This is a genomic window from Pseudomonas sp. AC247, from assembly GCF_979258015.1.
In genome coordinates this window covers 6,314,895-6,340,354 of record NZ_OZ409829.1, presented here as the reverse complement: position 1 = coordinate 6,340,354, position 25,460 = coordinate 6,314,895, and the positions used below count along the sequence as shown (strand labels likewise).

Sequence of the window (25,460 nt, the reverse complement as noted above, 5' to 3'; positions counted from 1 at the left end):
CCCGCTGGGTCGCGCAGCGCCCCCAAAAGATGGGACTGCTGCGCACTCCAGCGGGGATAAATCCCCTCGCCACAGGGTTTCATGTTTGAACAAGAATCTGGATTAACCACCCATCAGAGGTTCCATGCCCAACCGCCCGCCTCTCGACGCCATCACCGCCCGCTGGTTGCCGTGGGTCGTGGCCATTGCGTTTTTCATGCAGTCCCTCGACGGCACCATTCTCAACACCGCCCTGCCCGCCATGGCCCGCGATCTCGCCGAGGATCCGTTGCGCATGCAGGGTGTGATCATTGCCTACATGCTCACCGTGGCATTGCTGATCCCGGCCTCTGGCTGGATCGCCGACCGCTTCGGCACCAAGAAAATCTTCTTCGGCGCGATCCTGCTGTTCAGTTTCGGCTCTTTGCTTTGCGCGCTGTCGAGCAGCCTGAGCATGCTGATCGGCGCCCGAGTGATTCAGGGCCTGGGCGGTGCGCTGATGTTGCCGGTCGGGCGCTTGGTGGTGTTGCGTGCTTATCCGCGATCCGAACTGGTGCGGATCATGGGCTTCATCACCATTCCCGGTCTGCTCGGCCCGTTGATCGGCCCGACCATGGGCGGCTGGATGGTCGAATACCTGACGTGGCACTGGATCTTCCTGATCAACCTGCCGGTCGGCGTCATCGGTTGCTATGCGGTGTGGAAGTTCATCCCCGACCTGCGCGGCACCGAGCGTACTCGCTTCGATAGTTTGGGTTTCCTGCTGTTCGGCGCGGCGATGATCCTCATCACCATCGCCATGGAAGGCCTCGGCGAACTGCACTTGCCGCACCTGCGGGTGATGTTGCTGCTGTTCGGCGGCATGGCCTGTCTGGCGGCATACTGGTTGCGCGCCGGGCACATCGAAAACCCGCTGTTTGCGCCGTCGCTGTTCAAGACCCGCACCTTTGCCGTCGGCATTCTTGGCAACCTGTTCGCGCGTTTGGGCAGCGGCGCGTTGCCGTTTCTGGTGCCGTTGCTGCTGCAAGTGGCGCTGGGTTATTCACCGTCGCAAGCGGGGATGAGCATGCTGCCACTGGCGGCTGCGGCGATGATCGCCAAGTGGGTGGCGCGACCGTTGATTGAGCGACTTGGTTATCGCATCGTCCTCACCGGCAACACGCTTGCGCTGGGGATCATGCTGGCGAGCATGGGGCTGGTCAGCGAACAGACTCCGTACTGGTTGCTACTGTGTTTGCTGGCGGTGCTTGGCGCGATCAACTCGCTGCAATTTACGGCGATGAACACGGTGACGTTGATCGATCTGGATGACGCGAGCGCCAGTAGCGGCAACAGCTTGCTGTCGGTGGTGGCGCAGTTGTCGTTGAGTCTGGGCGTGGCGTGCGCGGGTGCTTTGCTTGGCGGGTTTACGGCGGAGGTCGGTAATGATGGTGTGGAGACTGTGCTCGGCGCCTTCCAGCTGACCTTCGTCACTGTCGGGATCATGGCGATGCTCGCGGCGACGATCTTCTCGCAACTGTCGAAAGAAGACGGCCGCCGCGCCAAGCGTCCTGAAGAACATATCGAACACTGATTCATGCTGAAGGGCTTCTGTGAGAAGGGAATTGTGGTGAGGGGCTTTTGTGGTGAGGGGATTTATCCCCGATGGGTTGCGTAGCAGCCCCAAAAAGACTGTATGCGGTCAGCCTGACAAACTGAGGTGACAGATTTGGGGGCGCTGCGCACCCCATCGGGGATAAATCCCCTCGCCACAGATGAGTTCCTGCACAACAGGGGCTCAGTGGTTTTAGTCGCTGTTCGTCCAGAACTTTCGAGGAAAGTGGCACGGGGCTGCTACACTGCGCGACATTTTGTTTTGCAGGCCAGTCCCGTGACCACCATCGCCACCGCTTTTAATACTCTGCCGCTGTCCGCCGCCATGCTGGCTAACCTCGAATCCCTCGGTTATGCCCAGATGACGCCGATCCAGGCGCAGAGCTTGCCGGTGATCCTCAAGGGGATGGACCTCATCGCCCAGGCCAAGACCGGCAGCGGCAAGACCGCCGCGTTCGGCATCGGTCTGCTCAACCCGATCAACCCGCGTTATTTCGGTTGCCAGGCGCTGGTGATCTGCCCGACGCGTGAGCTGGCCGACCAGGTCGCCAAGGAAATCCGTCGTCTGGCCCGTGCCGAAGACAACATCAAAGTCCTGACCCTGTGCGGCGGCGTGTCGTTTGGCCCGCAGATCGCTTCGCTGGAGCACGGCGCGCATATCATCGTCGGCACCCCGGGGCGCATTCAGCAGCACCTGCGCAAGGGTTCGCTGGTCCTCGATGGCCTGAACACGCTGATCCTCGACGAAGCCGATCGCATGCTCGACATGGGTTTCTACGATGCGATCGAAGACATCATCGTCAAGACCCCGGAGCGTCGTCAGACTCTGCTGTTCTCCGCGACTTACCCGGTGGGCATCAAGCAACTGGCATCGAAGTTCATGCGTGATCCGCAAACGGTGAAAGCCGAAGCGTTCCACGACGACACGCAGATCGAGCAGCGCTTCTACGAGATTTCCCCGGAAGATCGCATGAGCGTGGTGACCAAAGTCCTGCACCACTTCCGCCCTGCTTCGTGCGTGGCGTTCTGCTTCACCAAGCAGCAAGTGCAGGAAACCGTTGATCACCTGACCGCCAAAGGCATTTCCGCCGTCGGCCTGCACGGCGATCTCGAACAGCGTGACCGCGATCAGGTGCTGGCGATGTTCGCCAACCGCAGTACTTCGGTACTGGTCGCCACCGACGTCGCCGCCCGTGGTCTGGACATCGATGCGCTGGACATGGTGATCAACGTCGAGCTGGCGCGCGATTCGGAAATCCACATTCACCGCGTCGGCCGTACTGGTCGCGCTGGCGAGAAAGGCATCGCGATCAGTCTGGTTGCTCCGGGTGAAGCGCACCGCGCGCAAGCCATCGAGCAACTGCAAAAATCGCCGCTGAACTGGGATCAGGTCGATAACCTCAAGTCCCAGGGCCTCGCGCCGCTGCAGCCGCCGATGACCACGCTGTGCATCGGTGCTGGCCGTAAAGACAAGGTTCGTCCGGGCGACATTCTTGGCGCACTGACGGGTGATGCCGGTATTCCGGGTGCTCAGGTTGGCAAGATCGCGATCTTTGACTTCCAGGCTTACGTCGCTGTTGACCGCACCGTGGCCATGCAAGCCTTGCAGCGCCTGAACGACGGCAAGATCAAGGGCCGCTCGCTGCGCGTCCGCATCCTCTGACCTGATCGTTCCCACGCTCTGCGTGGGAATGCATCCCGTGACGCTCCGCGTCACATAACAACGGACGCAGAGCGTCCATGGCAGCATTCCCACGCAGAGCGTGGGAACGATCATTGTGTGAGGACACCGTTTTGCGCTCTACCGAAGTCGTGATCATTGGCGCTGGCGCCGCTGGGTTGATGTGTGCACTGACCGCCGCTGGGCGTGGGCGTCAGGTGTTGCTGCTCGACCATGCGAACAAGGCCGGCAAGAAAATCCTGATGTCGGGCGGTGGCCGCTGCAATTTCACCAACATGTACACCGAGCCAAGCAATTTCCTCTCGCAGAACTCGCATTTCTGTAAATCCGCACTGGCGCGTTACACCCAGTGGGATTTCATCGGCATGGTCGCCAAGCACTCCGTGCCCTACCACGAGAAAAAACTCGGCCAGTTGTTCTGCGATAACAAATCCAGCGACATCCTCGAAATGCTCCTCACCGAGTGCGATCAGGCCGGCGTCGAGTTGCATCTGGACACGTCGATCCAGACCATCGAGAAAGTCGAAAGCGGTTACCTGCTCGACACCACCCTAGGTCAGGTCCATTGCCAGTCGCTGGTGATCGCCACCGGCGGCCTGTCGATCCCGACGCTGGGCGCCACCGGTTTTGGTTATCAGGTGGCCAAGCAGTTCGGCCATGAACTGCTGCCGACCCGTGCCGGGCTGGTGCCGTTCACCATCACCGATCAGCTCAAGGAACTGTGTACCGAGCTGTCCGGGACGTCGGTGGATTGCCTGGTCAGCTGCAACGATCAGAGCTTTCGCGAGAACATCCTGTTTACTCACCGCGGTCTCAGCGGCCCGGCGATTTTGCAGATCTCCTCGTTCTGGGAATCCGGCGACACGGTCGAGATCAACCTGCTGCCGGATCACGACGCGGCGAGCTGGCTGCAACAGCAAGTGGCCGAGCGGCCCAACAGCGAGCTGAAAACTTTGCTGGGTGAAATCTTCACCAAGAAGATGGCCAACCTGCTGGCGGATAACTGGTTCGTGTCCAAGCCGATGAAGCAGTACACCCACGCTGAGTTGGCGGAAATCGCCGAGAAGCTCGGCAGCTGGAAAGTCGTGCCGGCGGGCACGGAAGGCTATCGCACTGCAGAGGTAACACTCGGTGGCGTTGATACCCGCGAAGTGTCGTCCAAGACCATGGAATCGCTGAAAAGCCCGGGCCTGTATTTCATTGGCGAAGTGCTCGACGTCACCGGCCACCTGGGCGGCTTCAACTTCCAGTGGGCCTGGGCCTCCGGCTACGCCGCCGCGCAATACGCCTGACCGAAACAACACTCCCCCTGTAGGAGCTGCCGCAGGCTGCGATCTTTTGATCCTGTTTTTTAAGATCAAGATCAAAAGATCGCAGCCTTCGGCAGCTCCTACAAGGGGTCGCGGGGCGATCAAGGAACACTTTTTGCTGTCAGATGTGATCGGCGCCATTGCGTCGGCGTCATTACTGGCTCAATTTAGCGGCATCGCCTCGGAAGGCCTTCGCACTTCATGTCCTCGACCTCGTTTCGTCAGTCTTTGCGGCGCCTGTGGGCGCTGGATAAATTCAGCTACAGCGTGCGGGTGTTCATCGCCCTGACCGGCAGCATGGCGCTGTGTTGGTATCAGGATGAAATGGGCCTGCTGATCCCGTTGTTCCTGGGGATTATCGCCAGCGCCCTGGCCGAAACCGACGACAGTTGGCAGGGCCGCCTCAATGCCCTCGCCGTGACGCTGGTGTGCTTCAGCATCGCCGCGCTGTCGGTGGAATTGCTCTTCCCCTACCCCATCGTGTTTGCCATTGCCCTGGCGCTGGCGAGTTTCGGCCTGACCATGCTCGGTGCGCTCGGCGAGCGTTATGGGGCGATTGCTTCGGCGACGCTGATTCTGTCCGTGTACACGATGATCGGCGTCGATCAACGCGGTGGCGCGGTCACCGATTTCTGGCACGAACCGATGCTGCTGGTCGCGGGTGCCGCGTGGTACGGCTTGCTCTCGGTGGTGTGGCAGGCGCTGTTTTCCAACCAGCCGGTGCAGCAAAGTCTGGCGCGGTTGTTTCGCGAATTGGGTTTTTACCTGAAGCTGAAAGCCTCGTTGTTCGAGCCGATCCGCCAGTTGGACGTCGAAGCCCGGCGACTGGAGCTGGCGCAACAAAACGGCCGCGTGGTCGCTGCACTCAACAGCGCCAAGGAAATCATTCTGCACCGCGTCGGCAATGGTCGCCCCGGTTCGAAAGTCAGCCGCTACCTGAAACTGTACTTCCTCGCGCAAGACATTCACGAACGCGCCAGCTCTTCGCACTATCCGTACAACGCCCTCGCTGATGCGTTTTTCCACAGTGACGTGCTGTTCCGCTGTCAGCGCCTGCTGCGCCAACAAGGCAAAGCCTGCCGCGCGCTGGCCGAATCGATCCAGATGCGCCAGCCGTTCACCTACGACGCGAGCTTTGCCGAAGCGCTGAGCGACCTCGACGCTTCCCTCGAACACCTGCGCATCCAGAGCAACCCGGCCTGGCGCGGATTGCTGCGCTCGCTGCGCGCACTGGCGGCCAACCTCGGCACCCTCGACCGTTTGCTCAGCGACGCGAGCAACCCCGACGCCCTGGCCGATGCGACCGACAGCAGCCTGCTCGACCGCTCGCCGCGCAACTTCAAGGACGTCTGGATTCGCCTGCGCACGCAACTGACGCCGACGTCGCTGTTGTTCCGTCACGCCCTGCGCCTGCCGCTGGCGTTGATCATCGGCTATGGCATGGTGCATCTGATTCACCCGTCGCAAGGCTACTGGATCATCCTCACCACGCTGTTCGTCTGCCAGCCGAACTACGGCGCCACCCGACGCAAACTCGGTCAGCGGATTTTCGGCACGGCCATCGGCCTGACCGTGGCCTGGGCGCTGTTCGATCTGTTCCCGAGCCCGTTGGTGCAGTCGTGTTTCGCCATCGCCGCCGGCGTGGTGTTCTTTACCAACCGCACCACCCGCTACACCCTGGCGACTGCAGCGATCACCATCATGGTGCTGTTCTGCTTCAACCAGGTGGGCGACGGTTACGGGATGTTCCTGCCACGACTGTTCGATACCCTGCTCGGCAGTTTGATTGCCGGGCTCACGGTGTTCCTGTTCCTGCCGGACTGGCAGGGTCGACGCCTGAACAAAGTGCTGGCCAACACCCTGACCTGCAACAGCATCTATTTACGGCAGATCATGCAGCAATACGCCGCCGGCAAGAGCGACGACCTCGCCTACCGTCTGGCCCGACGCAATGCGCACAACGCCGATGCGGCGCTGTCGACGACGCTGGCGAACATGCTCATGGAGCCGGGGCATTTCCGTAAGGAAGCGGATGTCGGTTTCCGTTTCCTGGTGCTGTCGCACACGTTGCTGAGTTATCTGTCAGGGCTGGGTGCGCATCGCGAGACTCAATTGCCGGCGGAGGTGCGCGAACATCTGATTGATGGCGCCGGGGTGAAGCTGGCGGCGAGTATCGATGAAATCGCCCAAGGGCTGGCGAGCAAGCAGCCGGTGGCGATTCAGAGCGACGAGGAAGAAGCGCTGGCCAATGAGCTGGAACAGATGGCCGATGAGATTGATGAGGGGCAACGGTTGGTGCAGACGCAGTTGGCGTTGATCTGCCGGCAGTTGGGGCCGTTGCGCACTTTGGCGGCGCACCTGATCAAGGACACCTCAGAAATCAGCGGCGGTTGACAGGGCGTCATCGCGAGCAGGCTCACTCCTACAGGGGAACGCATTCCAAATTGTAGGAGTGAGCCTGCTCGCGATAGGGCCATCTGCCGCACCGACAATTCTGGATCAACCCTCACATCCCATGCTGGCGAAGCAGCCGGTCATAACTGCCATCCGCCTTCATCGCCGCAATCGCCTTATCAAACCCCGCGACAATCTGCTCATGCTGCGGATTCTTCAGGCTGACCAAAATATGCAGGCTGTTCTCACTCAACGGCTTGGGCAAAAACTCCACTGCGTTGCGCACCTTGGCGGATTCCCGCGCCAGGTAATACTTGGCCACGTACTCATCCTCCAGCGTCAACTTGACCCGATCCGCCGCGAGCATGCGCACGGCCATGGCAAAGTTATGCACAGGCACTTTCTGCAGTGCGGTGTCGGCATCGAACGGCGCTGAATAGGCATAACCGCGCACCACCGCAATCGGATAGGTGTGCAGTTGTTGCAGATTGGCATAGTCGAGTGGCGTGTCTTTGCGCTTGAGAAACCGGATGCGGTTGAGCAGGTATTCCCCGGAAAACTCCCCGAGCCTGGTCCGCTCGTCGTTGTACCAGGCGTTGACCAGCACATCGTAACGGCCCTCACCAACCCCCAGCAGCGCCCGCGCCCAAGGCACCTGCTCATAACCGCTGGCATAACCGGCCCGGGCCAGCGCGGTGCTGACAATGTCGGTGGCCAGGCCACCATTGACCAGCGTGTCGTCGGTAAAGGGCGGCCAGATATCAAACACCAGCCGCAGCTTCTCCGCTGCAGCGCTTTGACTCAGCAACAGCAATCCGATCAAAGCAAAGGCTCGATGCAATCGCGGCATGCTTGAAAATCCTTAGCGGGCGGGCTGCCCAGCGTGTTTTCAGTCAAAACCCCAAGGCCCCTTACCGGCGAAACCCAGGCACTAACATTAGCTCAATGGAGCCAAGGCACTGCGCTCACCAGCAGATTACACAAAGAAGTCATCCGTGCGAGAAAGGAATGATGGCATTTTGACCTTTGTCACAGACTCTTACGCCATACAGACATCTTTGGCGCGGGCGCTTAGTATCGAGCGACACGTTCAAGGAATCGGCACATGACAATCGAGTGGGTCTGCAAACATCACAGTGATCTGGGCAAGGAACAGTTGTACGCGCTATTGAAGCTGCGGTCGGACGTGTTCGTGGTCGAACAGAAATGCGCCTATCCGGACCTCGACGGCCAGGATCTGGAAGGTGATACCTATCATTTGATGGGGTGGGATGACGACCAGTTGATGGCTTATCTGCGTCTGCTCGACCCGGAGTCTCAGGGCGGCGACGTGGTGATCGGCCGCGTGATTACCGCGCCGCAAGGTCGAGGCAAAGGGTTGGGGCACGAGATGATGGAACAGGCGCTGAAACAGGCCGAGAAGCATTGGCCGCAAGTGCCGATCTATCTGTCGGCGCAGGCGCATTTGCAGGGGTATTACGGCAAGTACGGGTTTGTTGTGGCGGGTGAGGAATATCTGGAGGATGACATTCCGCATATCGGCATGCGTCGTTCTTAAGGGCCTCTCGCGAGCAGGCTCACTCCTACAATTGATCGCATTCCGTCGGGAGGAACTCGGTTGACTGTAGGAGTGAGCCTGCTCGCGATAGCGTCAGTTCAGGCGCAGAGAATCTCAAGGGTATTCAAGCACAGCCTTGATCTGCCGCAGATTGCGCTCGATCCACCCGCGATCAATCGCCCCCCACTCACGAATCCGATAGCGCCCGGCATGGTTGCGTGCGCCCTCTTCCTGCTCGAACTCACAAACAATATCCAGATCAGCCAACGCCGCGATGGTGTCCTGCGCGGTGCGCCGGGGCATGCCGGTGACGTCGGTCAGCGTTGGGACGCTGGGGGCCAGGCCGCTGTCGATCAGGTAGGCCACATACAAACGGCGGTAGAAACTGCTTTTGGTCTTGCTTACGTCCATGCATGGACCCCGTTGATTAGAAAGTCAAAAGATCGCAGCCTTCGGCAGCGCCTACAGGGGCTGTGATTTTTTGATCTTTATTGCATGTCGCGCCAGGTCAGGTACACGCGCAGATCGAACTCGATCTGGTGATACCCCGGCAGCATGTGCTCGCACAATTTATAAAACGCCTTGTTGTGATCCGACTCTTTGAAATGCGCCAGTTCATGCACGACGATCATTTTCAGAAAGTCCGGCGCGGCCTCCTTGAACAACGAGGCGATACGAATTTCTTTCTTGGCCTTGAGCTTGCCGCCCTGCACCCGCGACACCGTGGTGTGCAGGCCCAACGCGCGGTGGGTCAGGTCGAGACGGTTGTCGAACAGCACCTTGTCGATGGCCGGGGCGTTGCGCAGGTATTCCTGTTTCAGGTCCAGTGCGTAGCTGTACAACGCCTTGTCGCTCTGCACATCGTGCCGCCCCGGATAACGCTGGCTGAGGTAATCGCCCAGGCGCCCTTCGGTGATCAGTTGGCGCACCTGATCCTGTAATTGCGCGGGATAGGCCTGGAGGTACTTCAACACAGTCATGGACGGGCGACACGGTTCGAAAAAAGGTGCGCCAGTGTAGCGAATTCAACCGGGCAGCGCGCTCCAGTCGAAAGGCTCGGCGAAGCTGGCGGCGTCTTCGGCGATCAACGGCCGCGCGACGAGGAAACCTTGCACGTACTCGCAACCGTGGGCTTGCAGCCATTGGTATTGCTCGACGGTTTCGACCCCTTCGGCAATCACCAGCAAACCGTATTGTTTGCACAGATTGATCACCGTACTGACCAGTGAGGCGTCGCGAGCAGAGTCCGGCAATCGGGCGATGAGATGGCGATCAAGTTTGAGCGTGTCCAGTTCCAGATCACGAAGGTGCGCCAGCGAGCAAGGCCCGGAACCGAAGTCATCGAGCGCGACCCGAACCCCGAGATTACGCAGCAAGCGCAGTTGCTTGCGGGTTTCGTCAGGGTTTTGCATCAGCGCTTCTTCGGTGACTTCCACCTCCAGTTGCCGAGGTTGCAGGGCGTGTCGCTCCATCACCTGACGCAACTCGGTGACCAGATTCGGCAAGCTGAATTGGGTGTTGCTCAAGCTCACGCCAAGCACCAGATCCTCAGCGAACAGGGTTTCCCAGGCTTTGCGCTGGCCGGCGCCACGATGATAAATCCAACTACCGAGCCGACTGATCAACCGCGCTTCTTCCAGCAACGGCAGGAACAGCCCCGGCGGGACATCGCCGACGCTGGGGTGCTGCCAGCGCAACAAGGCTTCAAAACCGCGAATCTGCCCGGTATCAATGGCCACCTGCGGCTGATAGACCAGGTTGAAATCGCGGTTCTCGATGGCGGTGCGCACGCTCTCTTCAAGCATCAAGCGCGAGCGCGCGCGACCGTTCATTTCGTGATCATAGAAGCGATACTGCTGACGCCCGGCGCGCTTGGCTTCATACATGGCGATGTCGGAGGCACGCAGCAATCCGTCGAGGTTGGAACCGCAGTCCGGGAACGTTGCGATGCCGATGCTGGCGCCGAGAGCGATGTCGAGTCCTTCGATTTGCTGACAGATCGACACGCGTTCGATGAGTTTCTCGGCAATTTTCGCCGCTTGCTCAGGAAACTCCAGATCCAGTAACGCGGTGAATTCATCGCCGCCCATGCGCGCAAGAATGTCGAACGGGCGCAGGCACGCCTTCAATTGCTCGGAGACCCAGCGCAATACGCGGTCGCCGGCATCATGCCCCAACGAGTCGTTGACCCGTTTGAAGCCGTCGAGATCCAGGTACAACAGCACCCAACTGCTGTCGCTGCGTTCGCCGCGCAACAGCAGGTTTTCCACCGTCTGGTAAAAGCCTCGGCGATTGAGCAGGCCCGTCAGTGGATCGGTCACGGCCTGAAACTCGAGTTGTTGGTGCAAGTGGCGCACCACCGACATGTCGAGCACCGTCACCACCATCGCATGTTGTTCGCTGGGCAGTGCCGCGCAGGACAAGGCCACCGGCACCTGCTGGCCGGGCGCAGTGCGCAATAACGCGTCGTGCAGTCTTAACGTTTCCCCGCGTTTGTAGCAGGCGTAGAAATCGGAATCGGCCCATAGCGGAATATGCGGTTTCTGCAGGTAATCGAGAAACTCCTGACCCTCCAGCTCCTTCACGGGCGCATTGAGCAGCCGCGAGATCGCCGGATTGGCGAAGCGGATCAAACCGTCCTCACCCACCACCAGAATCCCCTCGGCGGCGTTATCCAGCACCGAGGCATTGAAGGCTCGCGCCACTTCCAGATCATGGCTCAAACGCTGCAAAGCACGGCGGTTACGCTGGTGCTCCAGCAATGCCTGCACTTTGGGCTTGAGAATCTGCGGGTCGAACGGTTTGAACAGGTAATCCACCGCGCCACTGGCATAGCCCTTGATCACGGCATCCTGGGATTGCTCGTTGGCGGTGAGAAAAATAATCGGTGTAAGCCTTGTGCGCTGGCTGCCGCGCATCAGCCGCGCGACCTCGAAGCCGTCCATGCCCGGCATCTGCACATCCAGCAGCACCAGATCGACGTCGTGTTCGAGCAACAGACTGAGCGCCTCGAAACCGGAGGCAGCGGTGATGACCTGCCAGTCCTGACGTTGCAGCAACGCGCGCATGCTGATCAGGTTTTCAGGGTAATCATCAACGATTAAAAGGACAGAGCTGCCTTCACCTGGCTGGGGTTGCGCGCATTCCATGCTGCTTCTCTTGTCGGGACTACAGGCCGGTTCCGGTAAAAACCGTACACATACTGAGCGTTCACTCTAGTCCGGGATCTGTAAAAGCAATAGCTGTCATCAGGCCATCATTTAACCAAACGTGCCATTTACCGACTAACGGTCACCGCTACAGCCCCCGGAATCCGGCAAAGATGGCATTTCGACAGGATGTTGACGTCAATCATCTGCCAAACGGGCGTTAACAAAAAACATCACTACGCTTATAAAGACCGCCCCAAAAGGCGCGGACTAGAGCTTCTGGCACCCGCGTTCAGGATGAACTGAGTGGAACAACCGACATGATCGATCTCGCAACCTGGAACCTCAGCGTTCCCGTCGGCAGCCCGCCATACACCGTTGAAACCTCGAAGCTGGTAAAAGGCTTCAAGGATCAGTACTTCCATTCCGACACCGGCACCTTGTTCTTCTGGTCACCGGTTACCGGGTCAAAAACCGAAAACGCCATTTATCCGCGCACTGAACTGCGCGAGACCTACAGCAATGGCACGCTGCGCAACTGGTATTACCCGGATGCCGATAATCTGCTGCGCGCGACGGTTACGGTCAACAAAGTGCCGAGTTCCGGCAAGATCGTCATTGGCCAGATTCACGCTTATGAAAGCCAGAAGCCGATGGTCAAACTCGAATACCAATACAAGACCAAAACCGAGACCGGCAACCTGGTGATCAAAGTCCGCATGCACCCGGACGAGGATGAAAGCCGCGTTATCACCTTGGCGACCGGGATCAAACTGGATCGCGAATTCAACTATCTCATTCACTTGAGCCCCGGCGGCGCACTCGGCATCAGCGCGGCGGGTTATCAGTGGGATTCACAGATCAGCGCGACGTGGCGCAACAAACCGCTGTATTTCAAGGCAGGGGTTTATGTGCAGGACAACACTGGCTATACCAGCGAAGGCGGCCAGGTGACCTTCTCCAAACTCGACATCGATCACGATAAATAACTTCGCCGAGGCCCCCCAAACCCTGTGGGAGTTGGCTTGCCAACGATGACGGCCTCAAAGCCACCCGATTTCCTACGGTTCACATCCGATCCAACTGTAGGAGTGAGCCTGCTCGCGATGACGGACCAACATCCAGCATCAGTGCTGCTGATCCACCGCAATCGCGAGCAGGCTCACTCCTACAGGGGGTCAGCTGGGTGTTACAGACCGCGTCACTTCCACATTATCCAGCACCCGATTTACCGCCAGCTCAGCCAGCATGATGATCTGCTGAATCGCCAGAATCGTATGCCGCTGCGGGATATCGACATACGCCGCAATATCGCTGGTCATGATGCTCGCCGAAGCCAGTGATTCGCAGGCGTGGGCCAACAGGCTTTCGTTATCCATGTCAGGAGCAACCTGAAACATGGTGCTGGGCTTGTGGAATCTCAGGGCGGTGACGTTCGGTTTGAGGTAATGATCTAGCGCACGCTCGGCAGCGTCGTGGAGCTTTCTTGAATCGAGGGATTCGTACGGGGATGTGCAATCGCCTTCAGGCGGATTGGGTGTTGGTTTGATCATCGTGAAACTCCAAGTGATGCATTGAGCTGCCACTGATCGCTGCGACGCGACGGAGGGAGGGAGGGAGGCAGCTGTACGCGGGGTCGCAGACCGGATCACTTGGAAATCCGGCATACCCGAGGGTATTCCGCGCACAGCCACCATCGACCAAACACAAACACCGAGGCGTTGTGGTTTGGGGTGGCGATTATGCACCAAGTGAGCTGAACGGACTGCGACGTCCGATCGCTGAATTCAGCGATCCCCAGAGCCTATCTATCCCACTTCCGACGGACAACCGACGCGAGCTGTCGGAATAATCACTCCGAACGCCAATATCTGTAGGACAAGCACTTTGCCTACAACCCGCCCACAAAAAACCCGCCTCTCAGCGGGTTTCTTGAATCAGCGGTCCAACACTCAGGCTTAGTTAACCTTAGCGTTCAACTCACCCTTCAGATAACGCTGATACATCGCTTCCAGCGAGATCGGCTTGATCTTCGAAGCATTACCCGCAGTACCAAACGCTTCATAACGAGCGATACACACATCACGCATCGCAGTCACGGTCGCGCCGAAGAATTTACGTGGGTCGAATTCGCTCGGGTTGGTGGCCATCAGGCGACGCATCGCACCGGTGGATGCCAGACGCAGGTCGGTGTCGATGTTGACCTTACGTACGCCGTACTTGATGCCTTCGACGATTTCTTCAACCGGTACGCCGTAGGTTTCTTTGATGTCGCCGCCGTACTGGTTGATGATCGCCAGCCACTCTTGTGGCACCGAGGACGAACCGTGCATCACCAGGTGGGTGTTCGGGATGCGCTTGTGGATTTCCTTGATGCGGTCGATTGCCAACACGTCACCGGTAGGTGGCTTGGTGAACTTGTAGGCGCCGTGGCTGGTGCCGATGGCGATGGCCAGGGCGTCGACCTGGGTGCGTTTTACGAAGTCAGCGGCTTCTTCCGGGTCGGTCAGCATTTGGCTGTGATCCAGAACGCCTTCGGCGCCGATGCCGTCTTCTTCACCGGCCATGCCGGTTTCCAGCGAACCCAGGCAGCCCAGCTCGCCTTCTACCGAAACGCCGCAGGCGTGAGCCATGGCCACGGTTTGTTGGGTAACGCGGACGTTGTAGTCGTAGTCGGTCGGGGTCTTGCCGTCTTCGCCCAGCGAGCCGTCCATCATTACCGAGCTGAAGCCCAGTTGAATCGAGCGCTGGCAGACGTCAGGGCTGGTGCCGTGGTCCTGGTGCATGCACACCGGGATGTGCGGGAATTCTTCGATCGCAGCCAGGATCAGGTGACGCAGGAATGGCGCGCCGGCGTATTTGCGAGCGCCGGCCGAAGCCTGAACGATCACCGGGGAGTCAGTCTTGTCAGCGGCTTCCATGATGGCGCGCATCTGCTCAAGGTTGTTGACGTTGAAAGCTGGAACGCCGTAGCCGAATTCGGCTGCGTGGTCCAACATCTGGCGCATGCTGATAAGTGCCATTGTGTGTGTCTCTCCCGGTTGAGGGTCGTTAATCGTGCCAGCCTGCCGGAGCGGCGGCGGCTATTCAAGTGATTGCAGATCGGGGGTTGAGGCCCGGCCTGGTGATTCGATAAAGCCAATTCTTCAGAACTGCGCAGAACCCTTGTAGGAGCAAAGCTTGCTCGCGAATGCGCTGGCACATTCACTGCTGATGCAAGCTGAACCAGCGCTTTCGCGAGCAAGCTCTGCTCCTACAGGTGTTGCAATTACTCGGCTTTGCAGCCGCGGCCGATCAGGTCATTGGTGGCGACCCAGTACACCAGGCCTTCCTCACCCTTGACGTGAAACGCCAGCATGCCGTCGCTGTACAGCGTGCCCGAAGCGCCCGGCTCTTCTTTCAGGCGATAGACCTGATCACCGCCACCCAGTCGAACGTCGACTTCCTTCTGGCCGGCATCGGCGTAACGCCACAGCACTTTGGCCTGGCTGTCGCAGGTCCAGGTGGTCCAGTTATCCGCCGGGGCAGACGACTGGAACAGGTTCAACTGCGCGCAACCGCCCAACAATGCCAACGCCGCAATGGCGATCAAGCCTTTCATCCGTGTTCCTCGACTGACGGCGCACGCCGCCAGCCCTGAGTTAAAGAGTCAGACCCGTCAAGGACAACCATGTTCCTTGGCCGGGGTTTGCGTCTCGTATTTGTCCAGACCGTCCGGGCCCGAGCGCTTGTTCAGCACCGGGTTGGTTTCGGCCTGCCAGTCGGCCTGATAACAGCCCTTCTGCGACTCGCTCGGTGCCGGCGTCGCTTCGGCCTTTGGGTTACTCCCGCAGGCCGCCAGCGTACCGGTCAGCAACAACAGCGCTAACGACTTGACCATGTAAACACTCCTTTGCCTGGCCAAACGGGCGGCCTCAGGCCTTGGCCCGGCTTTCCAGGACTTCAACGGCTGGCAGCACTTTGCCCTCGACGAATTCGAGGAACGCGCCACCACCGGTGGAAATGTAGGAGATTTGCTCAGCCACGCCATACTTATCGATCGCGGCCAGAGTGTCGCCACCGCCAGCAATGGAGAACGCCGAGCTTTCAGCGATGGCTTGCGCCAGCACTTTGGTACCGTTGCCGAACTGGTCGAATTCAAACACGCCGACTGGGCCGTTCCACAGAATGGTTTTCGACGATTTCAGCAGTTCGGCGAAGTTGGCTGCGGTTTGCGGGCCGATGTCCAGAATCATGTCGTCGGCAGCAACGTCAGCGATCAGCTTGACGGTGGCTTCTGCGGTTTCAGCGAATTCTTTGGCAACCACAACGTCAACCGGCAGCGGTACGCTGACTTTTGCAGCGATGGCGCGCGCGGTGTCGAGCAGATCTGGCTCGTAAAGGGATTTGCCAACCGGGTGACCGGCCGCCGCGAGGAAGGTGTTGGCGATGCCGCCGCCGACGATCAGTTGATTGCAGATCTGGCTCAGGCTGTTCAGCACGTCGAGTTTGGTCGACACCTTGGAGCCGGCAACAATGGCCGCCATCGGCTGAGCCGGTGCGCCCAGCGCTTTGCCCAGTGCATCCAGTTCAGCGGCCAGCAGTGGACCAGCGGCCGCAACTTTGGCGAACTTGGCCACGCCGTGGGTCGAACCCTCAGCGCGGTGAGCGGTGCCGAACGCGTCCATCACGAACACGTCGCACAGGGCGGCGTATTGCTGGGCCAGTTCGTCAGCGTTCTTTTTCTCGCCTTTGTTGAAGCGCACGTTTTCGAACAGCACGATGTCGCCGGCCTTGACGTCAACGCCACCGAGGTAATCAGCCACCAGCGGCACTTCACGGCCCAGCGCTTTGCTCAGGTAGTCAGCGACAGGCTTGAGGCTGTTCTCGGCGGAGAACTCGCCTTCGGTCGGACGGCCAAGGTGCGAGCAGACCATCACGGCCGCGCCTTTTTCCAGGGCCAGCTTGATGGTCGGCAGCGAAGCCAGGATACGCGCATCGCTGGTGACAACACCGTCCTTGACTGGGACGTTGAGGTCTTCGCGGATCAATACGCGCTTACCTTGCAGATCGAGGTCGGACATCTTCAACACGGTCATGGGTCGCACTTCCTACGGTTTTTTTGAAGTTGCTGTTTGCAGATAGTGTTCTGCAACGTCCAGCATTCGGTTGGCAAAGCCCCATTCGTTGTCGAACCAGGCCAGGATGTTCACCAGCTTGGGGCCGGAAACACGGGTCTGACTGGCATCGACGATGGCCGAATGTGGGTCATGGTTGAAATCACAACTGGCGTGCGGCAACTCGGTGTAAGCCAGCAGGCCTTTGAGCGGGCCACTGGTGGCGGCCTCGCGCAGGATCCGGTTGACCTCATTGGCATCGGTCGCGGTGGCGGTCTGCATCGTGATGTCGAGGCAGGACACGTTGACCGTCGGCACGCGTACGGCTTTGGCTTGAATTCGCCCGGCAAGTTCCGGCAGCAGGCGCTCGATACCTCGCGCCAGACCGGTGGACACCGGGATCACCGACTGGAACGCCGAACGCGTGCGGCGCAGGTCTTCGTGGTGATAGGCGTCGATCACTGGCTGATCGTTCATTGCCGAGTGAATGGTGGTGATCGACACGTAATCAAGGCCAATGGCCTTGTCGAGCAAACGCAACAGCGGCACACCGCAGTTGGTGGTGCAGGAGGCGTTGGACACCAGCAGTTCGTCGCCGGTCAGGCAATCCTGATTGACGCCGTAGACGATGGTGGCGTCGACATCCGCCTCGCTGGCCATCGGCTGCGAGAACAGCACGCGCGGCGCACCAGCGTCGAGAAAGCGCTGGCCGTCTTCACGGGTGTTATAGGCACCGGAACATTCCAGCACCAGATCGACGCCCAGCGACGCCCAATCGATGCCTTCAGGGGTAGCACTGCGCAGAACCTTCACGCAGTCGCCATTAATATGCAGACAATCGCCTTCTACTCGCACTTCGCCGGGAAAACGGCCGTGGGTGGAGTCGAAGCGTGTCAGGTATTCGATGCTGGCCATGTCCGCCAGATCGTTGATCGCGACAATTTCAAACCCGGCTTTCTCGCCTCGCTCAAACAACGCACGCAAGACGCAACGACCAATCCGGCCGTAGCCGTTGAGTGCAACTTTGTAAGGACGCGGTTGAGGCATGGGGTTCTCGATAGTATTCGCTACAACACAACCCCCATGTAGGAGCTGCCGGAGGCTGCGATCTTTTGATCCTGTTTTTTCAAGATCAAGATCAAAAGATCGCAGCCTCCGGCAGCTCCTACAGGGGAATGCGGTGGCTGGGGCCACCGCATTCGTACTGCTTAGTCTTCCAGCAGTTCTTCAGCCTGACCCAGGATGTTTTCCAGGGTGAAGCCGAACTCTTCGAACAGTGCCGAAGCCGGAGCCGATTCGCCGTAAGTGGTCATGCCAATCACGCGACCTTCCAGACCCACGTACTTGAACCAGAAGTCGGCGTGTGCCGCTTCGATGGCGATACGTGCGCTGACTTGCAACGGCAGCACGGCTTGCTTGTAGCCCGCGTCCTGAGCGTCGAACACGCTGGTGCACGGCATCGAAACAACGCGCACTTTGCGGCCCTGTTCGGTCAGCTTGTCATAAGCCTGAACCGCCAGACCGACTTCCGAACCGGTCGAAATCAGGATCAGTTCAGGCTCGCCTGCGCAGTCCTTCAGTACATAACCGCCACGGCTGATGTCGGCGATCTGGCCGGCATCGCGTTCCTGGTGTTGCAGGTTCTGACGCGAGAAGATCAGCGCCGAAGGGCCGTCCTTACGCTCCAGAGCGTTTTTCCAGGCCACGGCCGACTCAACGGCATCGGCTGGACGCCAGGTGTCGAGGTTTGGTGTGGTGCGCAGGCTGGTCAGTTGCTCGATCGGCTGGTGCGTCGGGCCGTCTTCGCCCAGACCGATGGAGTCGTGGGTGTAGACGTGGATCACTTGTTTCTTCATCAGCGCGGACATGCGCACGGCGTTGCGGGCGTATTCCATGAACATCAGGAAGGTCGCGCCGTAAGGCACCAGGCCGCCGTGCAGGGTCACGCCGTTCATGATTGCGGTCATGCCGAATTCGCGCACGCCGTAGTACATGTAGTTGCCGCTGGCGTCTTCAGCGCTGACGCCTTTGCAACCTTTCCACAGGGTCAGGTTGGAACCGGCGAGGTCAGCCGAACCGCCGAGCAGTTCCGGCAACAGCGGGCCGAAGGCGTTCAGGGTGTTCTGGCTGGCTTTACGGCTGGCGATGGTTTCGCCTTTGGCCGCGACTTCAGCGATGTAAGCCGAAGCTTTTTCGGAGAAGTCAGCCGGCAGCTCACCGCTCAGACGACGGATCAGCTCGTTGGCTTCGGTCGGGAACGCAGCGGAGTAAGCAGCGAAACGCTGATCCCACTCGGCTTCGGCCGCGCGACCTTTTTCCTTGGCATCCCACTCGGCATAGATGTCGGCCGGGATTTCGAACGGACCGTAATTCCAGTTCAGCGCCTTGCGGGTCAGAGCGATTTCCGCGTCACCCAGTGGGGCGCCGTGGCAGTCTTCTTTGCCCTGCTTGTTCGGCGAACCGAAACCGATGGTGGTCTTGCAGCAGATCAGCGTCGGCAGCGGGCTCTTGCGCGCGGTCTCGATGGCAGTCTTGATCTCTTCCGGATCGTGACCGTCAACGTTGCGGATCACTTGCCAGTTGTAGGCTTCGAAACGCTTCGGGGTGTCATCGGTGAACCAGCCTTCGACTTCGCCGTCGATGGAGATACCGTTGTCATCGTAGAACGCGATCAGCTTGCCCAGACCCAGAGTGCCGGCCAGGGAAGCGACTTCGTGGGAAATGCCTTCCATCATGCAGCCATCACCCAGGAACACATAGGTGTGGTGGTCGACGATGTCGTGGCCAGGGCGGTTGAACTGCGCGCCCAGGACTTTCTCTGCCAGGGCGAAACCGACGGCGTTGGCCAGACCCTGACCCAGCGGGCCGGTGGTGGTTTCAACGCCCGGGGTGTAACCGAACTCCGGGTGGCCCGGGGTGCGGCTGTGCAATTGACGGAACTGCTTGAGGTCGTCGATCGACAGGTCGTAACCGGTCAGGTGCAGCAGCGAGTAGATCAACATCGAGCCGTGGCCGTTGGACAGCACAAAGCGGTCACGGTCGGCGAACGATGGATTGCTCGGGTTGTGCTTGAGGTAGTCGCGCCAAAGCACTTCGGCGATATCTGCCATACCCATAGGGGCACCGGGATGGCCGCTGTTGGCTTTTTGCACGGCATCCATGCTGAGGGCACGAATGGCGTTGGCACGCTCACGACGGCTAGGCATCGCTGATCTCCTGGGTTCTGGTAAGTCGAAACGGAAAAAAGGAGGGCATTTTCCCTCACCGGAGCGCCTCGGGGCAATGACAGATAGTCATCCGGGGGCGTTTTTCCAATGGATAGCGGCGCTTTCTGTTGGTGAAACCTTTCCGCTACTCGTTTGTAGAGTTAACCGGTGAGTGAGAAGTGCAATAAAAAGCGCCATTGATCGAGCAATATCAAAACTTTTTGATATTGCCCTTGCGATGAATTCCCCCCGTCACTAGACTGCGGCCCTATGAATTTACGCGTGCCTTCCATTCGCCATGACGATTGCGACGAGCTGGCGGCCCTGTGCAAGGCCGGCGGCGATCCGTTGCGGCTGAATGTATTGCGCGCGCTGGCCAACGATTCGTTTGGTGTACTGGAGCTGGCGCAGATTTTCGGCATCGGTCAGTCCGGCATGAGCCATCACCTTAAAGTGTTGGCGCAGGCTGATCTGGTGGCAACGCGCCGCGAAGGCAACGCGATTTTTTATCGCCGCGCCCTGCCCCACACCGATCTGTTGGGCGGCAAGTTGCACGCGGCATTGTTAGAAGAAGTCGACAATCTGGATCTGCCTGACGACGTGCAAGCGCGCATCGAGCAGGTTCACGGCCAACGCGCCGCCGCCAGCCAGGACTTTTTCGCCCGGGTCGCGGAGAAATTTCGCGCCCAGCAGGATTTGATCGCAGGCCTGCCGCAATACCGCGACAGCGTGCTGGCCCTGCTCGACAAACTGAACTTCAATGGCGCTGCCACGGCCATTGAAGTCGGCCCCGGCGATGGTGCTTTTCTGCCGGAACTGGCGCGTCGTTTCGGCACCGTAACCGCGCTGGACAACAGCCCGGCGATGCTCGAACTGGCGCGTCAGGTATGTGAACGTGAACAGCTGGCTAACGTCAGCCTGCAATTGGCCGATGCATTGAACGGCACAAGCCTTCAGGCCGATTGCGTGGTGTTGAACATGGTGTTGCACCATTTCGCCGCGCCGGCCGATGCGCTCAAGCACATGGCCGACCTGCTGCAACCGGGCGGTAGCCTGCTCGTGACAGAGTTATGTAGCCACAACCAGAGTTGGGCCAGGGAGGCCTGCGGTGATCTGTGGTTGGGGTTTGAACAGGACGATTTGGCCCGTTGGGCCACCGCTGCGGGACTCGTTCCCGGGGAAAGCCTCTATGTGGGCTTACGTAATGGTTTCCAGATCCAGGTTCGCCACTTTCAGCGACCGACTGGCGACACTCACCATCGGTAAATTCAGGAAAACATCGAGATGAGCGAATACTCCCTCTTCACCTCCGAGTCCGTGTCCGAAGGGCATCCGGACAAAATCGCCGACCAGATTTCCGATGCGGTGCTGGACGCCATCATTACCCAGGACAAACACGCACGCGTTGCCGTGGAAACTCTGGTCAAGACTGGCGTGGCCATCGTTGCCGGTGAAGTGACCACCAGCGCCTGGGTCGATCTGGAAGAGATCGTGCGTAACGTGATTCTCGATATCGGCTACAACAGCTCCGACGTCGGCTTCGACGGCGCGACCTGCGGCGTGATGAACATCATCGGCAAGCAGTCCCCAGACATCAACCAGGGTGTTGACCGTGCCAAGCCTGAAGATCAGGGCGCCGGCGACCAAGGCCTGATGTTCGGCTACGCCAGCAACGAAACCGACGTTTTGATGCCAGCACCGATCACCTTCTCGCACCAACTGGTGCAGCGCCAAGCCGAAGCCCGTAAATCGGGTCTGCTGCCTTGGCTGCGTCCAGACGCCAAGTCGCAAGTGACTTGCCGTTACGAAGGCGGCAAGGTTGTCGGTATCGACGCGGTTGTTCTGTCGACCCAGCACAACCCTGAAGTGTCGTACAAAGACCTGCGCGAAGGCGTAATGGAGCTGATCGTCAAGCACGTACTGCCTGCCGAACTGCTGAGCAAAGACACCCAGTTCCACATCAACCCGACTGGCCAGTTCATCATTGGCGGCCCGGTAGGTGACTGCGGTCTGACCGGTCGCAAGATCATCGTCGACAGCTACGGCGGCATGGCCCGTCACGGCGGCGGCGCGTTCTCCGGTAAAGATCCATCGAAGGTTGACCGTTCGGCTGCCTACGCTGGCCGTTACGTTGCCAAGAACATCGTCGCTGCCGGCCTGGCCGAGCGTTGCGAGATTCAGGTTTCTTACGCGATCGGCGTGGCTCAGCCTACTTCGATCTCGCTGAACACCTTCGGCACCGGCAAGATCAGCGATGACAAGATCGTCAAACTGGTCCGTGAAGTGTTCGACCTGCGCCCATACGCAATCACCACCATGCTTGATCTGCTGCACCCGATGTACCAGGAAACTGCAGCGTACGGCCACTTCGGTCGCACGCCAGAGACCAAGACTGTTGGCGAAGACACCTTCACCACGTTCACCTGGGAAAAAACCGACCGCGCCGACGCCCTGCGCGCTGCTGCTGGTCTGTAATATTTCCCCGGCGGTACCCAAAAGCCCCGCACGGTTCGCGCCGTGCGGGGCTTTTTTATGCCTTGAAGATCAAAAGATCGCAGCCTCCGGCAGCTCCGACCCTGATCAATGTAGGAGCTGCCGCAGGCTGCGATCTTTTGATCTTCCGACGTTGAAACAACCCGATAAACACCCGTCCGACCTCGCTCAGAATCCTGACTAACCTTCAAAAACCTCCATGAGCAAGGACGCTCACGATGCATTGGTTTTTGTTTGTTTTGCTGCACCTCCTATGCCTGACTGGCTACGCGTCTCAATGCCCGGACTGGACACCCACCCAAGCCCAGCGCGAAATCACCGTCCTGCAAAACCAAATCAACCAATGGGACGACGCCTACCACCGCGAAGGCCGCTCACTGATTGCCGATGAACTCTACGACCAGTCCCTTGCGCAACTGAACGAATGGCGAGCGTGTTTCAAACTGTCCTCGCCAACCGATCCTTTGCGTACAGCTTCAGGCTCAATCGCGCACCCCATCGCCCACACCGGTCTGGATAAAATCCACAAAGCCGAGGCCGTAGAAACCTGGCTACGCGAGCGCAAGGATGTCTGGATACAACCCAAAGTCGATGGCGTCGCGGTGACGTTGATTTATCGCGAGGGCGTTTTGCAGCAGGCAATCAGTCGCGGGGATGGGGTTAGTGGTCAGGACTGGACGTCGTCGGCGCGCAACATCAAAGCCATCCCGCAACGCCTCACACAACCGTTGGATCTGCTCGTGCAGGGCGAGCTCTACTGGCAGCTGAACGAGCACGTGCAAGCCCGATCCGGGAGTGTTAACGCTCGCGCCACCGTCGCCGGCCTGATGGCACGCAAAAACCTGGAGGCCGAACAAGCCGCCGGAATTGGACTGTTTGTCTGGGACTGGCCTCAGGGCCCAGCGCAATTGCCCGAGCGAATCGCCGCGCTGACAAAACTGGGTTTCGCCACAATTGAACCCTACAGCCATCCCGTCATCGACTTTGATGCCGCACAGAAATGGCGCGATCACTGGTATCGCTCGCCCCTGCCCTTCGCCACTGACGGAGTGGTGTTGCGTCAGAGTCAGCGTCCACCTGCCGAGCGCTGGCAAGCGCGTGCGCCTTATTGGGCAATTGCCTGGAAATATCCGTTTGCCCAGGCGCTGGCTGAAGTCCGCAGGGTCAACTTCAAAGTCGGTCGAACCGGGCGCATCACGCCAGTACTCGAACTCAAATCCGTCATGCTCGATGACCGTGAGATCAAACGGGTCAGCGCCGGTTCCTTCAAGCGCTGGCAAGAGCTGGATATCCGCCCCGGTGATAAAGTGGCAATCAGCCTCGCCGGCCTGACCATTCCACGGCTCGACAGCGTGGTGCTGCGCGCCACCGCACGCACAGACCTCAACATCCCCCACGCCGACGACTTTCACGCCCTGAGTTGCTGGCAACCCACGCCTGGCTGCGAAAGTCAGTTTCTCGCCCGTTTGACCTGGCTCAGTGGCAAGCAAGGGCTGGCCATGCAACATGTCGGTCGTGGCACCTGGGAGAAACTTTTGGAAACAGGCCGCCTGAACAACCTGCTGGATTGGCTGACCCTCGATGCCCGAGAGCTTGCTAACATTGCCGGCTTCGGCGAACGCAGCAGCGTGCGCCTGACGCACAGTTTCCACAGCGCCCGACAACAGCCGTTTGCACGATGGCTAAAAGCATTGGGCTTGCCGCCGACCGGTCAGGCGCAACTGGCTGACTCATGGCAGGCGCTGGCACAACGTGACACCGAACAATGGCAAGCAGAAGCCGGTATCGGCCCCGGTCGCGCGGCGCAATTGAGCGCATTCTTTCGCGACCCGCAGGTGCTAGCCTTGAGCGAAACCTTACAGGCCGCCGGAATCGACGGTTTCTGAACACGTAATCCCGGCCCGCCGGGAACCCAACGGTCGCCGAGGCGCTCCAACAGCGCAGTGCCTACCCGACCCGAATGCCTTTGCACATGGAGCTTTTATGAAATTTCTCGCACCGCTGGCCATGCTGACCTTCTGCGGCATGCTTGCCGCCCCTGTCATGGCCGAAGAAGACGGCCCGGGCCTGACCGGCTGCGCCGCCAAGAAGCAGGGCATCATCAACCAGATCGAACAGGCCAAATCGCGCGGCAATGCCGATCAGCAGGCTGGCCTGGAAAAAGCCTTGAGTGAAGTGACCGAACACTGCACCGACGCCGGCCTGAAGAAAGAGCGCGAAAACAAAGTGCTCGAGGCCAAACACGAAGTGAGCCAGCGACAGGCGGATCTGGACAAGGCGATGAAGAAAGGCGATCCGGAAAAGATCAACAAACGCAAAGACAAACTCGCCGAGTCGCGTAAAGAACTGCAGGACGCGCTGGACGAAATCGACAAGTAATTGATGCCCTTGTGGCGAGGGGATTTATCCCCGATGGGCTGCGAAGCGGCCCCAAGTCCATTCAACTCAGCTGTAACAGGCATACCTGGTTGAATGGATTTGCGACGGCTACGCCGCCGATCGGGGATAAATCCCCTCGCCACAGGGTTACTCAGCAGTCTTGAAGATCAATGATCGCGAAACTGTTTATGGCAAGCGCTGCAGGCATCTTCAACTTTCTGCACCGCAGGCCCGAGGTTGCTGGCCTTGTACGGCTGAACCTGGCTGACGATCACCAATTCACCGGTGGCTGTTTCCAGTTGGCGGGCCATGTCCTGAAACTGTGCCTGTTTCTGCCAGACATCGTCCTTGGCGCTGGTGTGATCTTCTTCGCGAACCTGGGGGAAGTGTTTCCACGGCTCATGAGACAACGCGTCGAGTTTCACCGCACCTTCGGCGAACTTCGGCCCGTCGAACGGAATGCGACCACGCAACATGCCGCCGAGGTCTTCAGCGGTCTTGAGCATCTGTTTGAAAATGGCCTTGCGCTGGCCCAGCGGAGAATTCGGATCGACACCGCCACAGGCGGACAAGGTCAGACAGGCCAGCAATACAACAGCAATTCTTTTAAGAGTCATGGTGG

Annotated in this window: 22 protein-coding genes; 10 read left to right on the top strand and 12 right to left on the bottom strand. The window is 59.4% G+C overall.

Annotated elements, in window-relative coordinates:
- Positions 1–124: 124 nt before the first annotated feature.
- The 4 genes from mdtD to yccS all read left to right on the top strand — a co-directional run bounded on the left by mdtD (position 125) and on the right by yccS (position 6,957).
- The gene (mdtD, locus tag ACZZ0B_RS28735; RefSeq protein ID WP_008085779.1) at positions 125–1,552 is read left to right on the top strand and encodes a multidrug transporter subunit MdtD; all 1,428 of its coding nucleotides are present in this window, start codon (positions 125–127) and stop codon (positions 1,550–1,552) included.
- A gap of 297 nt (positions 1,553–1,849) precedes the next feature.
- Positions 1,850–3,235, top strand: a complete 1,386-nt coding sequence (gene dbpA / locus ACZZ0B_RS28730) for an ATP-dependent RNA helicase DbpA (protein ID WP_008085781.1) — start codon at positions 1,850–1,852, stop codon at positions 3,233–3,235.
- 131 nt (positions 3,236–3,366) lie between these two features.
- Entirely contained in the window at positions 3,367–4,545 is a 1,179-nt protein-coding gene (locus ACZZ0B_RS28725; protein ID WP_463546799.1) for a BaiN/RdsA family NAD(P)/FAD-dependent oxidoreductase, read from the top strand.
- 219 nt (positions 4,546–4,764) lie between these two features.
- The gene (gene yccS, locus ACZZ0B_RS28720) at positions 4,765–6,957 is read left to right on the top strand and encodes a YccS family putative transporter (protein ID WP_463546798.1); all 2,193 of its coding nucleotides are present in this window, start codon (positions 4,765–4,767) and stop codon (positions 6,955–6,957) included.
- Positions 6,958–7,069: 112 nt separating this feature from the next.
- On the opposite strand, the gene ACZZ0B_RS28715 is transcribed toward yccS, so the two are convergent.
- Complete coding sequence (locus ACZZ0B_RS28715) at positions 7,070–7,807, bottom strand: substrate-binding periplasmic protein (RefSeq protein WP_463546797.1); 738 nt, start codon at positions 7,805–7,807, stop codon at positions 7,070–7,072.
- Between the two features lie 255 nt (positions 7,808–8,062).
- Here ACZZ0B_RS28715 and ACZZ0B_RS28710 point away from each other — a divergent pair, with 255 nt between their 5' ends.
- Positions 8,063–8,515 carry a GNAT family N-acetyltransferase gene (locus tag ACZZ0B_RS28710; protein ID WP_008081018.1) on the top strand — a complete coding sequence of 151 codons (453 nt, stop codon included), beginning with the start codon at positions 8,063–8,065 and terminating at the stop codon, positions 8,513–8,515.
- Positions 8,516–8,629: 114 nt separating this feature from the next.
- Here ACZZ0B_RS28710 and ACZZ0B_RS28705 read toward each other — a convergent pair whose 3' ends face one another.
- The 3 genes from ACZZ0B_RS28705 to ACZZ0B_RS28695 all read right to left on the bottom strand — a co-directional run bounded on the left by ACZZ0B_RS28705 (position 8,630) and on the right by ACZZ0B_RS28695 (position 11,664).
- Complete coding sequence (locus ACZZ0B_RS28705) at positions 8,630–8,926, bottom strand: winged helix-turn-helix domain-containing protein (RefSeq protein ID WP_008081019.1); 297 nt, start codon at positions 8,924–8,926, stop codon at positions 8,630–8,632.
- 77 nt (positions 8,927–9,003) lie between these two features.
- A complete protein-coding gene (locus ACZZ0B_RS28700) occupies positions 9,004–9,495 on the bottom strand; it encodes a YgjP-like metallopeptidase domain-containing protein (RefSeq protein WP_463546796.1) in 492 nt (163 codons plus the stop codon).
- A 45-nt stretch (positions 9,496–9,540) separates the two neighbouring features.
- The gene (locus tag ACZZ0B_RS28695; protein ID WP_158833470.1) at positions 9,541–11,664 is read right to left on the bottom strand and encodes a putative bifunctional diguanylate cyclase/phosphodiesterase; all 2,124 of its coding nucleotides are present in this window, start codon (positions 11,662–11,664) and stop codon (positions 9,541–9,543) included.
- 320 nt (positions 11,665–11,984) lie between these two features.
- Between ACZZ0B_RS28695 and ACZZ0B_RS28690 the strand changes: the two genes are divergently transcribed.
- The gene (locus ACZZ0B_RS28690; RefSeq protein WP_008081023.1) at positions 11,985–12,653 is read left to right on the top strand and encodes a polysaccharide lyase family 7 protein; all 669 of its coding nucleotides are present in this window, start codon (positions 11,985–11,987) and stop codon (positions 12,651–12,653) included.
- Between the two features lie 189 nt (positions 12,654–12,842).
- On the opposite strand, the gene ACZZ0B_RS28685 is transcribed toward ACZZ0B_RS28690, so the two are convergent.
- The 7 genes from ACZZ0B_RS28685 to tkt all read right to left on the bottom strand — a co-directional run bounded on the left by ACZZ0B_RS28685 (position 12,843) and on the right by tkt (position 19,966).
- Positions 12,843–13,217: a DUF6124 family protein gene (locus tag ACZZ0B_RS28685; protein ID WP_440095899.1), complete on the bottom strand. Its 375-nt coding sequence runs from the start codon at positions 13,215–13,217 to the stop codon at positions 12,843–12,845.
- 405 nt (positions 13,218–13,622) lie between these two features.
- Positions 13,623–14,687, bottom strand: a complete 1,065-nt coding sequence (gene fba / locus ACZZ0B_RS28680; RefSeq protein ID WP_007913760.1) for a class II fructose-bisphosphate aldolase — start codon at positions 14,685–14,687, stop codon at positions 13,623–13,625.
- A 245-nt stretch (positions 14,688–14,932) separates the two neighbouring features.
- On the bottom strand, positions 14,933–15,265 hold the full coding sequence (locus ACZZ0B_RS28675; RefSeq protein ID WP_008081029.1) for an MliC family protein: 333 nt from the start codon (positions 15,263–15,265) through the stop codon (positions 14,933–14,935).
- Between the two features lie 57 nt (positions 15,266–15,322).
- Positions 15,323–15,544 (bottom strand): hypothetical protein, encoded by a 222-nt coding sequence (locus ACZZ0B_RS28670; RefSeq protein WP_007913756.1) that lies wholly within the window; start codon positions 15,542–15,544, stop codon positions 15,323–15,325.
- Positions 15,545–15,578: 34 nt separating this feature from the next.
- Positions 15,579–16,742: a phosphoglycerate kinase gene (locus ACZZ0B_RS28665; RefSeq protein WP_008081033.1), complete on the bottom strand. Its 1,164-nt coding sequence runs from the start codon at positions 16,740–16,742 to the stop codon at positions 15,579–15,581.
- Positions 16,743–16,754: 12 nt separating this feature from the next.
- The gene (gene epd / locus ACZZ0B_RS28660) at positions 16,755–17,807 is read right to left on the bottom strand and encodes an erythrose-4-phosphate dehydrogenase (protein WP_093429868.1); all 1,053 of its coding nucleotides are present in this window, start codon (positions 17,805–17,807) and stop codon (positions 16,755–16,757) included.
- Between the two features lie 161 nt (positions 17,808–17,968).
- Positions 17,969–19,966 (bottom strand): transketolase, encoded by a 1,998-nt coding sequence (gene tkt, locus ACZZ0B_RS28655; RefSeq protein WP_463546795.1) that lies wholly within the window; start codon positions 19,964–19,966, stop codon positions 17,969–17,971.
- A gap of 270 nt (positions 19,967–20,236) precedes the next feature.
- On the opposite strand from tkt, the gene ACZZ0B_RS28650 reads away from it, so the two are divergent.
- The 4 genes from ACZZ0B_RS28650 (at position 20,237) to ACZZ0B_RS28635 (ending at position 24,838) form a co-directional block, all read left to right on the top strand.
- Positions 20,237–21,232 (top strand): ArsR/SmtB family transcription factor, encoded by a 996-nt coding sequence (locus ACZZ0B_RS28650; RefSeq protein ID WP_008081038.1) that lies wholly within the window; start codon positions 20,237–20,239, stop codon positions 21,230–21,232.
- An 18-nt stretch (positions 21,233–21,250) separates the two neighbouring features.
- Entirely contained in the window at positions 21,251–22,441 is a 1,191-nt protein-coding gene (gene metK, locus ACZZ0B_RS28645; RefSeq protein ID WP_008081040.1) for a methionine adenosyltransferase, read from the top strand.
- Between the two features lie 236 nt (positions 22,442–22,677).
- Positions 22,678–24,345, top strand: coding sequence for an NAD-dependent DNA ligase LigB (gene ligB, locus ACZZ0B_RS28640; RefSeq protein ID WP_463546794.1), 1,668 nt, complete (start codon positions 22,678–22,680; stop codon positions 24,343–24,345).
- 97 nt (positions 24,346–24,442) lie between these two features.
- A complete protein-coding gene (locus tag ACZZ0B_RS28635) occupies positions 24,443–24,838 on the top strand; it encodes a DUF1090 domain-containing protein (RefSeq protein WP_008081047.1) in 396 nt (131 codons plus the stop codon).
- 167 nt (positions 24,839–25,005) lie between these two features.
- Here ACZZ0B_RS28635 and ACZZ0B_RS28630 read toward each other — a convergent pair whose 3' ends face one another.
- Positions 25,006–25,455, bottom strand: a complete 450-nt coding sequence (locus tag ACZZ0B_RS28630) for a c-type cytochrome (RefSeq protein ID WP_463546793.1) — start codon at positions 25,453–25,455, stop codon at positions 25,006–25,008.
- Positions 25,456–25,460 lie beyond the last annotated feature (5 nt).